Source organism: Streptomyces sp. NPDC058773, assembly GCF_042746015.1.
Lineage (GTDB): Bacteria > Actinomycetota > Actinomycetes > Streptomycetales > Streptomycetaceae > Streptomyces.
Genome location: NZ_JBHYPE010000006.1, coordinates 16,791 through 31,034, shown reverse-complemented (window position 1 = coordinate 31,034; position 14,244 = coordinate 16,791). Strand labels below are relative to the sequence as shown.

General features: G+C 71.0%; 10 protein-coding genes. 3 read left to right on the top strand and 7 right to left on the bottom strand.

Annotated features, from left to right (window positions below):
• The first annotated feature begins 6 nt into the window (after positions 1-6).
• From ACFW5B_RS07520 to ACFW5B_RS07510, 3 genes are read left to right on the top strand one after another with little or no spacing between them, the layout of a single operon-like run.
• Positions 7-1,173: a cytochrome P450 gene (locus ACFW5B_RS07520; protein WP_386434663.1), complete on the top strand. Its 1,167-nt coding sequence runs from the start codon at positions 7-9 to the stop codon at positions 1,171-1,173.
• Complete coding sequence (locus ACFW5B_RS07515) at positions 1,170-2,405, top strand: MFS transporter (protein ID WP_386434660.1); 1,236 nt, start codon at positions 1,170-1,172, stop codon at positions 2,403-2,405. The genes ACFW5B_RS07520 and ACFW5B_RS07515 overlap by 4 nt, the downstream gene beginning before the upstream one ends.
• Position 2,406: 1 nt before the next feature.
• Positions 2,407-4,221, top strand: a complete 1,815-nt coding sequence (locus tag ACFW5B_RS07510; RefSeq protein WP_386435165.1) for a prolyl oligopeptidase family serine peptidase — start codon at positions 2,407-2,409, stop codon at positions 4,219-4,221.
• Positions 4,222-4,358: 137 nt separating this feature from the next.
• Here ACFW5B_RS07510 and ACFW5B_RS07505 read toward each other — a convergent pair whose 3' ends face one another.
• The 7 genes from ACFW5B_RS07505 to ACFW5B_RS07475 form a co-directional block, all read right to left on the bottom strand.
• Entirely contained in the window at positions 4,359-6,341 is a 1,983-nt protein-coding gene (locus tag ACFW5B_RS07505; RefSeq protein WP_386434657.1) for a collagenase, read from the bottom strand.
• 201 nt (positions 6,342-6,542) lie between these two features.
• Entirely contained in the window at positions 6,543-7,514 is a 972-nt protein-coding gene (locus ACFW5B_RS07500; protein ID WP_386434654.1) for a LysR family transcriptional regulator, read from the bottom strand.
• Positions 7,515-7,881: 367 nt separating this feature from the next.
• Positions 7,882-9,546, bottom strand: a complete 1,665-nt coding sequence (locus ACFW5B_RS07495) for a PKD domain-containing protein (RefSeq protein WP_386434651.1) — start codon at positions 9,544-9,546, stop codon at positions 7,882-7,884.
• A 345-nt stretch (positions 9,547-9,891) separates the two neighbouring features.
• Positions 9,892-10,506, bottom strand: a complete 615-nt coding sequence (locus ACFW5B_RS07490; RefSeq protein ID WP_386434648.1) for an ATP/GTP-binding protein — start codon at positions 10,504-10,506, stop codon at positions 9,892-9,894.
• A complete protein-coding gene (locus tag ACFW5B_RS07485) occupies positions 10,454-10,870 on the bottom strand; it encodes a DUF742 domain-containing protein (RefSeq protein ID WP_386434645.1) in 417 nt (138 codons plus the stop codon). The genes ACFW5B_RS07490 and ACFW5B_RS07485 overlap by 53 nt, the downstream gene beginning before the upstream one ends.
• Positions 10,871-10,987: 117 nt before the next feature.
• Positions 10,988-11,419: a roadblock/LC7 domain-containing protein gene (locus tag ACFW5B_RS07480; protein ID WP_386435162.1), complete on the bottom strand. Its 432-nt coding sequence runs from the start codon at positions 11,417-11,419 to the stop codon at positions 10,988-10,990.
• 25 nt (positions 11,420-11,444) lie between these two features.
• Entirely contained in the window at positions 11,445-13,862 is a 2,418-nt protein-coding gene (locus ACFW5B_RS07475; RefSeq protein ID WP_386435160.1) for an ATP-binding protein, read from the bottom strand.
• Positions 13,863-14,244 lie beyond the last annotated feature (382 nt).

The following is a 14,244-nucleotide window of genomic DNA, read 5'->3' as shown; positions in this document are numbered from 1 at the left end:
AGAGCCATGACAACCGACGCCGCAGTCGAATACCACCCGCTCGCCCCGCACACCCTGCTCGACCCCTATCCGGTGTACGCGTCCCTGCGGGCGGCCGGCGCACCCGTGTGGAACCAGAAGCTCGACAGCTGGGTGCTCACCTCGTACCAGGACTGCCGCCAAGTGCTCCTGGACCACGAGAACTTCGCGGCCGACTGGCGGCGGGCGGGGGAGACCGTCCCCGACCCCGCGCTGGACGTCCACACCATCGACCCGCCCGACCACACCGCGATCTACGGAGTGCTCGCCGCGTCTCTGCGGGACATGGCCTCGGACGGCCTCGCCGCCCGCACCAGGGATCACATAGCGGCCGTGCTCGACGCGCGGCCGGACGGGCCCTTCAACGCGATCACCGAGTTCACCGAGCCGCTGGCCCGCTGGTTCATCCCCGAGGCCATCGGGGTTCCGCCCTTCGACCTGACCACCGTCCGGCCGATGGCCGAGGCCATCACCGCGGCCATGGACTCCGGCCTCAACCCGGCAGCCAGGGAACCGGGCGTCGCCGCGCAGCGTCAACTGGCCGCGATGATCGAGGGCTGGGTGACCGGGATGGACGCGGGCCACCCCCTCCGCGCGTTGGTGGACAACGCCATGGCCGCCGGCGTCCCACGCCACATAGCGATGAACTCGCTGCGTACCCTCGTCGTCAACGGATTCACCGCCGTCCCGGCCTCCCTCGGCAACGCGCTGAATGTGCTGTCCAGGGACGCGAGCCTCCTTGCCGACCAGCTCGGCAGTGCCGAGGCGATCGACCGGGCGCCTCATGAGTTCTTCCGCTACGAGGCGCCGATCCAGGGCACCACCCGGCTGGCCGTCCGGGACCTCGAATTCAACGGTGTACAGGTGCGCCGCGGCCAGGGAATGCTGATGCTCTTCGCCGCCGCCAACCGCGACCCCGAGCAATTCGACGCCCCTGACGCGGTACGGCTCGACCGGTGGCCGAACCACCATCTCACCTTCGGCTACGGCGCCCATGCCTGTACCGGGTCGCTGCTCGCCCATCTGCTGCTGCGTGAGTTGCTGACCGTACTGGTGGAACGCGGTACCACCCTCAAGCCGGCCGGTCCCGCGGTGCACAAGAAACTCGCCACCGTCCGCACCCTCGCAGAACTTCCCCTGGAACTCGCTCCATGAGCAGGTACCGCACGGCGCTCGGCATCCCCGAATTCCGGGCGATCTTCACAGCACACCTCGTCTCCATGGCGGGAGCGGTCACCGCGAATTTCGCGCTGGCCGTGCTCGTCTACTCCCGCACCGGCTCGTCGCTGCTGTCCGCACTGGTCTTCGCGCTGGTCCTCGCACCGCATCTGATCGCGGGCACCCTGCTGTCCGCGCTCATCGACCGGCTCCCGGTCCGGCGGCTGCTGGTCTGCTGCAATCTGCTCTCCGCGGGGCTCGTTCTCGTCATCTCGCTGTCCGGCACCCCGGTGGCCGCCGTACTGGCGCTGGCCTTCGCCCTCGGCCTGATCGAGCCGGTGTTCTCCGGCGCCCGCGCCGCCACCCTGCCCGAGGTACTCCCCGGCGACGCCTACGTGCCGGGCCGCAGCCTCATGCGACTGGTCGCCCAGGGGGCACAGCTGGGCGGATTCGCGGTCGGCGGCCTGCTGATGGCGGCCTTCTCACCGCAGGTGATGCTGCTCATCAACGCGGGCTGCTTCCTCTTCTCGGCCCTCCTGCTGCGGCTGGGGACCAGGGAACGAAGGCTCCACGACGACAGCGGGACCACGGGGCGGACCTCCCTGCTGCGCGACTCCCTGACCGGGCTCGGCGCGGTGATGCGGGTTCCGGCCGTACGCCGCATGCTGCTCCTCGGCTGGGCGGTCCCCGCACTGGGAGTGATACCGGAAGCCCTGGCGGTGCCGTACACCGCCGGCCTCGGGGGAGGGGCGACCGCCGCGGGACTTCTGCTCACCGCGATCCCGCTCGGGACGGTGACCGGCGAGATCCTCACCAACTGGCTGGTTCCGAAGGAACGGCAGATCCGGATGATCGGGCCGGCCGCCCTGCTGGTGTTCGTGCCGATGCTCCTCTTCGTGCTCCGCCCGGGGCTGGTGCCCGCGATCGCCGTGCTGTTCGTCTGCGGCCTGGGGTTCAGCACCCAGCTCGGCCAGGACCGGCTGCTGCTCCGGGTGGTGCCGGAGGAGCTGCGGGCCAGGACGCTCGGCCTCCAGACAGCCGGGCTCATGTTCTGGCAGGGGCTCGGCTTCGCCGCGGGGGGCGCGGTGGCAGAGCTGTTCAGTCCGAGCGCGGTGATCTGCGCGGGGGCGGTGGCCGGTCTGTGTGCCGTCGTCCTGCTGCTGCGTGGCGCGGTGTTCGACGCCGAGAAGTGGAGTTCCAGGAGTGCGGATGGAGTGGTCAGTGGCTGAGATGGCAGGCGGAGTCGATGACGAGCGGTGGAAGGCACGCATCGGAGTCGCCCATGTGACGGTGCCCCGCTGGGCCCGCGACGCTCCCGACCGCTGTGTCTACCGGTCGAACGCCACCGGTACATGGGAGGTGTACGAGTGGGACCGGGCGAGTGACGCCCGGCGCAGGCTCACCGACCGCCCCCACGGCACCGCCCTGGGCTTCATCGACCCGGCCGGCGCCTGGGTGTGGTGGTTCGCCGATACCGACGGGGACGAGCGCGGCGTGTGGATGCGCCGCCCGTTCGGTGGGGAGCACGAGGAACCCGCCGTGCCCGGCCTGGACCCCGCCTACCAGGCCGGACTCGCCCTCGGCGCGAACGGCCTGGCCGTGATCGGCACCACCGTGACCGGCGCGTCCACCGTGCATGTCTGCCGCCCGGGAAGCGAACCACGCACGCTCTACAGCCACCCGTCGGACGCCCATGTGGGAGCCCTGTCCGCCGACGACACCCTCGTCGCGATCGGCCACAGCGAACACGGCGACAGCCGGCACAAGGCGGTGCGCGTCATCAGCCTGGACGGCAGGGTGGTCGCGGACCTGTGGGACGGCGAGGGGCGCGGCCTCGGCGGTATCTGGGACGGACCGGGCAAGGGCCTCGGCGGTATGGCGTTCTCCCCGGTCCCGGGCGACAACAGGCTGCTCATCGAGCACGAGCGCCGCAGCCGGCCCGAGCCCATGATCTGGGACCTCGCCACCGGCGAGCAGCGCGAGATCGCCCTCGACCTGCCCGGCGAGGTCAGCGCGGCCTGGTACCAGGACGGCTCGGCGTTGCTGATCTGGCACACCCATCACGCCCGTGACGAGCTCTACCGGCTGGAACCCGGCACTGCGCAGGCCCACGGCCTGACTCGTCTGGACACCCCGAAGGGCGTCATCAGGGGCGCCGGGACACGCCCGGACGGCACCGTGGAGTTCGTCTGGTCGAGCGCCGCGCACCCTCCGGTCGTCCGGTCCACCTCGGGTGGCACCGTACTGGCCCCGCCGGGACCGACGGCTCCGCCCTCCGTCCCGGTCACCGATGCCTGGGTGGCGGGCCCCGGGGGCCGTATCCACGCGCTGGTCTCCCGGCCCACGGGGACTGACGGCCCGCTCCCGTGCGTCTTCGAGGTGCACGGCGGCCCGATCGGTTACGACGACGACGCCTTCGACCCCGTGGTCGCCGCGTGGGTCGACCACGGCTTCGCGGTCGTCCAGGTGAACTACCGGGGTTCCACCGGCTACGGCTCCCGATGGCGGGACGCGATCGAGAAACGCCCCGGCCTCACCGAGCTGGAGGACATCGAGGCCGTCCGCGAGTGGGCCGTCACCAGTGGCCTCGCCGCCCCCGAGCGCCTTGTCCTGTCCGGCCGTTCCTGGGGCGGCTACCTCACCCTGCTGGGCCTCGGCACCCGCCCCGGGAACTGGGCCGTCGGCATCAGCACCATGCCGGTGGCGGACTACTTCGCCGCCTACGAGGACGAGATGGAGGCCCTGCGCGCCTACGACCGCTCACTCTTCGGCGGCTCTCCCGACGATGTGCCCGAGCGCTACCGGGCGTCCTCCCCCCTCACCTACGCGGACCGCGTCACCGCACCGGTTCTGGTGATCGCGGGCGAGAACGACCCCCGCTGTCCGATCCGGCAGATCGACAACTACCTCGACCGCCTCGCCGCACTGGGCAAGCAGCACGAGGTGTACCGGTACGACGCGGGGCACGGCTCACTCGTCGCCGACGAACGCATCAAGCAGATCGAGGCGACCCTCGCGTTCGCCCGCACGCACCTTCCGGACTGATACCGGGCCGGTTGGGGCGTAGCGCAGGTGGGCGGGCCGGCCGCCATGGAGGGGTGAGGCACCGGTGGGCGTGGTGCACCACCTCGGCCCCGGAGCCAGTGGCCCCGGGGCCGAGGTGGTCGGCGAGGTGTGGTGGGTCAGCCCGTGGAGCGGTGCGTGGCGGTACGGGCCTGTTTGGCCTTGCAGGCGCCCTCTGCGCAGGCCGTGAGCCAGGTGTCGAAGTCGGCGTCGTAGCGGGTGCCGATGGTGGTGTGGTAGACGGCGTAGCCGCCCTCGTAGTCGCCGGTGCGGAAGTGGCTGAGGATGGTGGCGATGTCGTCGGGGTGCTTTTCGAACATGTAGCGGACCGCGAGGTAGCCCCACGGGTAGGTGCGGGTCACATCGCTGTTGTCATAGGTGCTCTGGAACAGCGTGCTCAGCTTGTAGGTGTGTTTGCCGGCCTGGGTGACCGCCTCGTCGTCGGTGATCTTGCGGTAGCTGTACGAGACGTACTCGCCGAGGCCCTCGATCCACCAGACGTCCGGGACCGAGGTCTGCTGGCCGAAGTCGCCCTTCATGTCGTCACGGGCGTCGAGGTAGTGCGTGTACTCGTGGTTGAGGTTCCAGATCCGGGCGGGGAAGCCGTTGTCGTCGCTCCGCTGGTACATGATGGACAGGGGCTTGTTGTCGGGTTCGGCCGGGTCACCGATCATGGTGATGCCGCCGTTGTCGGTGTCGACGCCGAAGATGGCTCCGGCGTAGGTCCGGTAGTCGTTGCGCGAGCCGAACACGACCAGCTCGATGGTGGATTCGTACTGGTTGGGGATCGGGCCGTCGTTCTTCACCAGGTCGCGGACGTACGCGCCCTGGCCCAGCACGCTGGTGCAGGCGGCTTCGAGTTCCCCGGCGGTCAGCGACTGCGCCTTGATGGTGTGCGTCGCGTCGCAGGAGTGGGTGAGCGGCAGCGCCGCCTTGGTGAGCTGGTCGGACAGGTCGCAGACGCCCAGGTACGAGCAGTTGTCCTTGTCGTAGGCGTCGGCCTGGGAGGCCACGGTGACCCACAGGGGGGCGGTCGGGCCGGTGATCTTCGACGCGTCCAGCAGGCCCTTCATGAGAGGTCGGACCTTCTCCTTGAGGGCCGCGTGCTCGACGTACCGGGCGACGTTCATCCCGGCGTTGGAGTCGAGGTAGGAGTTGTCGCCGCCCAGCATGTCGAGGTGGTCGAGTGCGAAGCGGTCGAGGGTGTCGATGATGCTCGGATCGGCCGTGACCGCCTTGACGTACTCGGGGTTCCAGTTGCCGCGCCAGAGCGGGGTGTAGACGTCGTTGACGGCGGCCAGCATGCTGGGGATGGCGTCGTAGGAGCTGTTGTAGGCGCTGAGCACCTGCTTGTAGGTGTTCAGATAGCGGGCCTGTGCGTTGGCGCTGTCGGAGAGGATGATGACCTCTCCCAGGACATCGCCGTTGTCTGAAGTGACGTCCTTGGAGTGGGAGTTGGCGAAGAAGGCGTCCAGCCCGCCTTCGGTGGCCGCTGCCAGGGCCGGGCCGTAGTCGCCGACGTCGTCCGCGTGGTTGGACTGCACGTAATAGCCGGCGCGCAGGAACAGCACGAGTTGCCAGATGTGGCCCGAGTTGTCACCGGGGTAGGCCGGCGCCCCGCTCTTGAAGGCGTCGGCCACGGTGACCATCTGTTCCTCGCGGAAGATGCTGTGTGCGTCCTTGCCGACGACGCTGAACAGGGTGTTCACGCACTCCGTGGTCGAGGCCTCGATGAAGGTGACCAGTTCGGAGCCGGTCCGGCTGCCGAAGTCGGACGGGTCGCAGGAGGCGGTGGCGCCGTGCTGCGATCCGTCCTGATGCCCGGTCTCAGTCGAAGAAGTGGGGGGACTCTTCGCGGTGAGTGGGGGCAGTTCGGCGGTGTCGTGCGGCCGGGCCTGTAGCGCGGATCGTTCGTTGACGCCGGTTGACGGGCCGGTGGGTGGTACGGGGTGGGCGGCGGCGGTCCGGGACGTGGTGGCGGCTCGGCCGGTAGCCGGCGAGTGGGGCGCCGCCTGGGCCGGCGCGGCCAGCAGGCCGACCGTGGCGACGCAGGCGGCCAGTCCGCCGGCCGCACCTCTGGGCAGGGGGAAGCGGTAGCGCATCCATGCTCCTTCGTGGACAGATGCGCCTCGGGATCGAGCCGAGGCGTGAGTGGCACCTTCTCAGCGCGCGGTGACGGCGACAATAAGGTGTGACATAGCACCTGGGGGGAGCGCGTCATAACATCGGGGGATGGCGTGAGCGGCGGCCCGGACGCCCGAATGGCCTTGCCGGGTAAGTCAGTTGGGCATGACGCGGGTCATTCAAGCCAGTCCGTTCGGCCTCGTCACGCTCCAGGTTCGGGAGGCCCAGGTCCGGAAGTGTGGCGACTGGGCGATGAGGGCGCGGTAGGCCGCGGTGGCGGAGCCGAAGAGCGTGTCGGCTATCTCGTCGGCAACGCTCTGGCGTCGCCAGGCCAGCACATAGCGGCACCACAGCGGCGTGCCGGCCAGCGGTTTGACGAGGACATCGGGGATCGGGCGGAGCGTCGCCTGCACGACGGAGACGCCGATGCCTTCGGCGATCATGTTCTGTAACTGCTGCTGGTCGCCGAGGAATTCATGGACCGCCGTGGGGGTGAAACCGGCCGCCCGGCAGGCCGCGTAGAAGACTCCCGGCCAGCCCGCCCCGTCGTCCGGGGTGAGGAACCAGGCGTCATCGGCCAGGTCGGCGAGCGTCACCTCGGGGCAGTGCCGGAGCCGGTGTCCGGCCGGGAGGGCGACGAAGGACGGTTCGGTGACGATTCCGCGGTGCGCCACGGTGGCCGAGTGCCGCAGTTCCCGTCCGGGGTAGTCGGCGGCGATCGCGGCGTCCACCTCACCGTGTTCCAGGAGTTCGACGATCTCCGAGGACGGATAGACGCTGCTCACCGTCAGCGCGAGGTCGGGCAGCCGGCTGCGGAGCCGGATGAGCAGGCCGGCCAGGACCGGAGAGTTGGTCGCGGCCAGGCGGAGGGGACGGCGGGGGCGGGCATCGCCGTCCGCCGGGCGGCTGCCGATCGCGGCCGCGCGGGCCAGTACGTCACGGGCCTGGGCCAGCACCTCCGTGCCGTACCGCGTCAGCTCCACACCGGAGGTGTTCCGCTCGAACAGCGGACGCCCGAAGTAGTGCTCGATGCGCTGGAGTTGGGTGCTCATGGCCGGTTGTGAGTACCCCAGGTCCGCGGCGGCCCGGCCCACACTCCCGGCATCGGCGATCGCACACAGCACTCTCAGGTGCCGAAGCTCCAACTCCATGCCCGCACTCCTCCCGTCCGCGCATTCCTGTCCGAACCGTGCGGTGCCGGTGCCACGGTGGGGTGGCGGTGCCACAGTGAGGTGGTGCCGGGCGCGCGGCCTTCGTCCGACGGTTCGGTGTGGAAGCCCACCTCATCGTGCCCCGGCCGCCGGCGCCAGGCCCGGGGGCCGCAGACATCCGAGGACTCGGAGCGGGCGGAGCGGTTGGGGAGGGGGTGGAGCGGCCGATGCGACCGGAGCAGTCAAGGGGGCGGCCCGCGTCCGCGAGCCGCCCCCTTGGGGCCGGGCCTTCATTCCCGCGAAGATTCCCGCGGGTGGTGATGCAGCGCTCGGCGCTTCAGCACGCGGTACGCCGGCGCTGCCCGCCTCAGCGAGCCGTCACCGTCCGGCCGGCCTCCACCAGGACCTCCTTCCCGTCCCCACCGGTCATGACCACCCGTGGCAGCCAGGGCCCCTTGCGGTCGTAGACGTGGCGGACGGCCGGCTCGTCCGTCTCCTGTTGTGTGCCGTCGCCGAAGTACCAGTGGTAGCGGTAGCCGGCGGCGGGTGGCCTGCCGTGCACCGTTACCGAGAGGGGGACCTCACTGTCGACGTGTGCGTTCGCCGGGACCTTCAGCTGTGCCCGGGGGCCTTGTCGGGGGAGGTGGAACCAGGACCGCAGATGCGGGTTGAGGAGGAAGGAGTCGGCGTACTGCCGGGCGCCCGTGATGTCGGGGTGGCCGACGGCCGCGCTGAGACACTGCAGCGGGGTGGCGCTGAGCTCGGGACAGGCCCGGGTGCGCAGCGGGAACGCCGGGTCGGTCACCGGGGTGTTCCAGACCTTGGAGTCCGGGGTGAGAGCGGCGTTGTCGACGGTGAACAGTCCGTCGCCCGCGGTCGCGTACGGGCCGTCCTTGGACGCCTTGTTGGCGGCGGCCGCGGCCTGGCGGTAGGCGGCGTTGGCCAGTTGGGTGTACTGCTCGTAGCGTTCGGCCACCTTGCCGAGGGCGGCCTTGCAGGAGGCCCGTCGCGCCCCGGTGATGCCCGGGGTCGAGCAGGTCTTGACCGGGATCGGCGAGCTGCTGCGGCTCAGCGCGTAGTAGAAGTCGGCCACCAGCACCTTCGGCCGGCCGGGCAGGGCATGGGCCTTCTCGATCGCCGCCCGCATCCCGCGTCCGCCGTATCCCACCTTCGCACCGCTGAAGTAGGGCACGTCCTTGGCCGGGTTCTTTGCTGCCGCGCCGACGCCGGAGCACTCACGCCGCACCGCCTTGGGCAGGTTCTCCGAGCCGGGCGTGATGCCGACGCCGATGCCGAAGAAGGGATCGAGGTCGTTGATGCACCCGTTGATCACGACCAGGTCGAGACCGTAGCCGCCCGCCCGTGCCTCCGCGCCCGCCTTCTCCAACTGGCAGAACACATCCGGCATTTGCTGGGTGACCTCACCGAACTCCATCTCCCCGTCGCCGTCCGGATCCTGCCTCTCCGTCCTGCGCAGACAGGCCGCGTCCTTGTTGCCCGCGGGCAGTTCGGGCGCGTCGAGCACCGCACCGGATATCGAGTAGTCCCTCTGCTGATGGCCGCGGCCGGTCTCCCGGCCGAGCAACTCACCGGTCAGGTAAGGGAACTTCTGGTCATGGTCCAGGCCCTGTCCCCAGACCACCGAGTCGCCGACGGACGCCACCCGCACCGGGTCGCACCCCCGGCGTACGGTGTCCCGCCAGACCTTGCCGTAGGGGCCGGCGGCACGGTGGCCGGGCGCGGCGGCGATGCGGGCGTCGATCTGCAAGGCGGTCTCGGTCGCGGGCACCCGGTCGAAGGGGATGCGGAACCTCGCCGTGCCGACGTTGCCGGTCATGGCGAGCCGCCCGCCGGCCACGCGCGTCGCACCGGCGCGGACCCGCCACTCCACGGTGGCCCCGGCCTTCGCAGCGGCCGGGTCGTAGAGCTCCACCCGGCCGCGCACGGCTCCACTGCACACCGGGTTGGGCGTCAGGTCCACGTCGAGGACGAGGGGGAACGCCGATCCCGGCAGGGCGCCGGGCCGTGCCACGGCGGGCTGTCCGCCGAGAAGCTGGCCGAGGAGGACGGCGGCCGCGCCGGCCGCCGCCAGTCGCCTCCCCGCCCGTGAGCGGCGGGCCGCCCCCGGACCCCTCGGGGCGGAACCCGTGCCGGTACCCGCCCGCCTGTGCACAGCCCACCGCGACCACGCTAATCTCACGCCAACACCCCTGATGTCGCTGCCATTTCGGTCCGTACGGAGTCAGTCGATTCCGCATCGGTAGGGATCATGGCAGCCGGGAGGACGGCAGGGTGGGCGGGCGGAGGCCCGTACGGGGTGAAACTGATCACTTACCTGTAGTTACGGCCGTGAGGGAGGCGGTGGGCCGCCCGGGAGTCAGCCCGTCGTGCCGTTCTCCGCGCGGGACAGTGCGACTTCGAGGACGACGAGCAGGGCGTCCCGGACCGAGCCGGTGGTGCGGGCGTCGAAGACGACCAGCGGTACGTGTTCGGAGACATCCAGCGCCCAGCGCACCTCGTCGAGGTTGTGGTGGACCTCGCCGTCGAAGGCGTTGATGGCGACGGCGAAGGGGATGCCCTTGTGCTCGAAGTAGTCCACCGCGGCGTAACAGTCGTCCAGGCGTCGGGTGTCCACGATCACCAGGGCGCCGAGTGCGCCCTCGACCACGTCGTCCCACATGAACCCGAACCGGTCCTGGCCCGGTGTGCCGAACAGATAGAGCTTCAGCGTGGGGTCGATGGTGAGGCAGCCGAAGTCCATGGCGACCGTGGTGGTGGTCTTGCCGGGGGTGTGGGTGAGGTCGTCCACCCCCGCCGCGACCTCGGTGATGGCGGCTTCCGTGGTCAGCGGCCGGATCTCGGAGATCGCGCCGACCGCGGTGGTCTTGCCGACGCCGAAGCCGCCGGCGATGACCAGCTTGACCGGTACCGGCGGCTGTTCAACCGCTGTCACGGAGTGAGTCCCGTGAGTCGGGGACGGCGCGGAGACCATCGATAACCCTTCGCAGTACGGAAATGTCCTGGGTGGTGCCGGCGTTCGGGACGTGCACTGCCAGATGCCCGGCGATGCGCAGATCCTCGGCCAGCACCCGGACGACATTGAGGTGCAGGCGGAGCCCGGCGGCCAGCTCCGCCACCGATTGCGGCCGTCGGCAGGCGGCCACGATGTCGTGTTGTTCGAAGGCGAGCGACCCCAGGGCGGTGATCCCGGACGAGGTCGCCACGATCTGCGTCTCGACCGGGAGCGACGGGCCGGTACCGCCCCCGGCCACCCGCCCGGCGGTCAGCAGGAAGGGCCGGATCGCGGGAGCGCGGCCGACCGGCTCCGACGGGCCCGGGGCGCTGCCCTCCCCCAAGCCCTCGGCTCTGCTCGGGCCGGGGGGACCCCCACCCTCGTCCGGTCTTGGTTCACCGGCGGCCATCTCGTGATCCTTTTCTTGGCGCCTGTATGCCTGTTCCGCGGTCCGGGACGGTCAGCGAGCCGGTGCGGCGCCGGCGTTCTTCTTGAGCTCCAGCACCAGCTGGGGCGTGAGCGCGCTGCCCGCCCGGTTGGCGAACAGGGTCATCTCGTAGGCGATGTTCCCGAGCTTGGCCTCCTTCGAGGTCACCACCCCGAGGACGGCGCCGCAGCCGATGGCCGACACGAGGACGTGGCCGCCCTCCAGGTCGATGATGACCTTGTTGAGGCCGCCGAGGCCGTAGTTGCCGGACGCGCCGGAGGCCAGGCTCGTGATGCCCGAGACGATCGCCGCGAGCCGTTCGGAGTCCGCCTGCTCGCGCAGTTGGGAGACGGCGATCAGCAGACCGTCGGAGGAGACCGCGATGGCGTCGACGACACCGGCGGTCTGGGTGGCGAACCGGTCGAGCAACCAGGTGAAGTCGGCCGCGGCGGCTGTCAGATCCATGGGTTCCGCCCGCTCGGGACTGCTCTTACCTGTCGGCGTCGTCACTGCCCGACTCCTTCCGGGGTTGCTGGTGTGGCGAGGGAGCTGAGTCCCCCTGGGGCGGAGCGCTTTCTTGCTCCGCCCGTCGTACTGCTGCTTCGAATTCGTCGAGCTCCGAACGGACCGCGTCGGCGTCGGCGGGCCGGCGCAGGGCCTGGGTCTCCCGGTCGGCCGTCGGAGTGGTCATGGTGAGCGTCGCGCCCCGCACCCGCCGCCGCAGCGGGCGGCCGGCCTGCGCGGACCGAGGACCGGAAGCGGAGCGGTCCCGCTCCTCGTCCGCAGGCTGCGGGAGGCGCCGGGGGAGCTCGCCCTGCCGCGAGACGGCGGCGGGCCGCCGCTTCGGCGCGGTGGCGGAGGTCCGCACCGGGAGGGGCGTGGCGGGGGCCGGCTCGGGGCCGGACCCTGACGCATCGGGCTCCTGCCCGGGGGTGGCCGGGTGCACTGACGGGGCCTCGGCGCCGGCCCCTTCGCGGTCACCGGCGCCGTCCCCGTGCTCGTCCCCGGCCTCCGTCGCGGACAGGTCCGCAGCCGGAGACGGGGTGACGGGGAGCACGGCCGGGAGCAGTGCGGAGGGGAGCCAGACGGTGGCGGTGACGCCGCCGCCCGGCGTACGGCTGAGGGTGACCCGGATGCCCGAGCGCCGGGCGAGGCTGCCGACCACGAACAGACCGAGGACCTTGGTCGGCACGAGGTCGAGCCGCTCGCGGCGGACCAGCCGGGCGTTCTCCTCGTCGAGGCGGTCGGCGCTCATGCCGAGGCCGTGGTCGATGATCTCGATCAGGGCACCGCCGTCCGCGGTGATGTCGGTGCCGGGCCGGACGACCACCTCGACGGGGGTGTCGGACGGCGAGAACGAGACCGCGTTCTCCAGCAGTTCGGCGAGCATCAGCGTCAGATCGTCGACGACGTCGGGGCCGATGGTGACCTCCGACTCGGACCGCAGGGACACCCGCTGGAAGCCCTCGATCTGGCCGAGCCCGGCGCGGATGACATTGACCAGGCTGGTCGGCCGGGCCTCCAGCTCGGGGTCCCGGATGCCGGCGAGCAGCATCAGGCTGTCGGCGTTGCGCTGGAGGCGTACCGCGATGTGGTCGATGCGGTACATCTGCTGGAGCACGTCGGGGTCGGTCTCCTCGCGCTCCACGGCGTCGATCAGCATGAGCTGACGCGAGGTGAGGTTGCTGACCCGGCGTCCGACGTTGCCGAACATCTCGGCGACGTTGCGGCGGCTGAGCACCTGCCGTTCCAGCAGCGCCGCGGCGGTGACCTGCACCTGGTTGAACGCCTCGGCCAGGTGGCCGATCTCGTCGCGCACCGGGACGGGGATCGGCCGCGGCTGCAGCGGGGTGCTGTCCGCCGACTCGTCGTCCTCGACCCGGGCGAGTTCTTCGCCGGCCACGTCGACGACCTGCTGCGCGGCGCCGGTCAGGGCCGCCAGGGGACGGACGACCGAGCGCCGGACCTGGACGGAGAAGGTAAGCCAGGAGGCGAAGCCGAGCAGCGCGATACCGAGCATCGCCAGCGCGTTCCGCAGGGCCTCGGCGGAGAGGCTGTCGGCGCGGGCGGCGATCTCCTCGGTCAGCGACCGGGTGATGTCGAGGCGGGCCTCGGCCTGCCGGGTGCCGGCCGCGATCGCCTTGCGCAGCTGCTCCGGGGTCTGGCCCTGGAGCGAGCCGGGGTCGATCTGCAGCTCCGCGAACTGCGCCTCGATGCCGTTCGCGTCGGCGTCCCGCTCGATCCCGCCCAGGCGGAGCACCTGCTCAGGGGAGGCGATCCTGGCGAAGCGGGCCGACTGCTCCTCGTAGAGCTTGTGGGCGCCGACCGCACGGGTGTATTCGGTGAGCGCGTTGGCGTCCCGGGTCTGGGCGGAGAACACCCCGCTCTCGTAGGCCGCGTGGGCGGCGTCGGCGCGCAGCACCGTGTCGAGGAGATCGGTGACCGAGGACGACGAGGTGCCGAGGAAGCGGTCGAGGCCGATGCCGTCGATCAGGTAGCCGACCGCGGCGGCGTAGGCGGGATCGATACCGGCGGCCGGTACCGAGCCCCGCTCGACCTTGTCCCGCAGCACCGCCAGGCCCCGGACGTACTCCAGCGCCCGCGCCCCCTCCTTCGGCAGGTCCGGCCCGAATGCGGAGTGCACGGTCGTGACCTGCGCGTCGGTGCCCCGCTGCGCCTCGCGGTAGGCGGCGGTCGACGGCAGCGCGGTACCGGGCCGGGCCGCCTCCTGCTCCACGGACAGCAGCAGCGCCTGCCGGTGTTCGGCCTGGATGTCGTTGATCAGCTTGGTGACCTGCTCGCTGTCGCGCACCAGCTCCTCGGTGCGGCCGGCGTCCAGGGCCTTGTCCATCTGGTTGTTGACGCCGATGGCGAGCAGTACGCCGACGACCGCGACCGGCGCGATCACCAGCACGTTGAGCTTCCGCCGGAACGCCCAGCGGTCCAGGAGCGCGCCCGTGCGCTGACTGAGCCGCGGCCTCAAGGGCGAACGCCCGGAACGGTCCGGTTCATGCGGCGGGTCCACTGTGTCCACAGACACCCAGGCCTCCTTACGACGTGCTCCTGAGCGGTGACCGAGGTGGTGTTGTTGCCGACCGCCGACGACGGGGGCGGAGTGTGGCGATCGCAGACTTCGCCCCATCACGAGCGAAAGGATCACGCCACACCTCCGACGGCCGTGAACACTACCGCTTGTGCACGCGCAGGCAACACAGGACTACCAATGGCCAGGCTGTATTCAACTCTTTGTCATGTTTGGCCCGTTGTCTTCACTGTGGAGAACGGTGCCG

Coding starts and splice junctions, on each gene's coding strand:
- ACFW5B_RS07520 (WP_386434663.1), top strand. CDS start 7: ATGACAACCGACGCCGCAGTCGAATACCACCCGCTCGCCCCGCACACC.
- ACFW5B_RS07515 (WP_386434660.1), top strand. CDS start 1,170: ATGAGCAGGTACCGCACGGCGCTCGGCATCCCCGAATTCCGGGCGATC.
- ACFW5B_RS07510 (WP_386435165.1), top strand. CDS start 2,407: ATGGCAGGCGGAGTCGATGACGAGCGGTGGAAGGCACGCATCGGAGTC.
- ACFW5B_RS07505 (WP_386434657.1), bottom strand. CDS start 6,341: ATGCGCTACCGCTTCCCCCTGCCCAGAGGTGCGGCCGGCGGACTGGCC.
- ACFW5B_RS07500 (WP_386434654.1), bottom strand. CDS start 7,514: ATGGAGTTGGAGCTTCGGCACCTGAGAGTGCTGTGTGCGATCGCCGAT.
- ACFW5B_RS07490 (WP_386434648.1), bottom strand. CDS start 10,506: ATGGTCTCCGCGCCGTCCCCGACTCACGGGACTCACTCCGTGACAGCG.
- ACFW5B_RS07480 (WP_386435162.1), bottom strand. CDS start 11,419: ATGGATCTGACAGCCGCCGCGGCCGACTTCACCTGGTTGCTCGACCGG.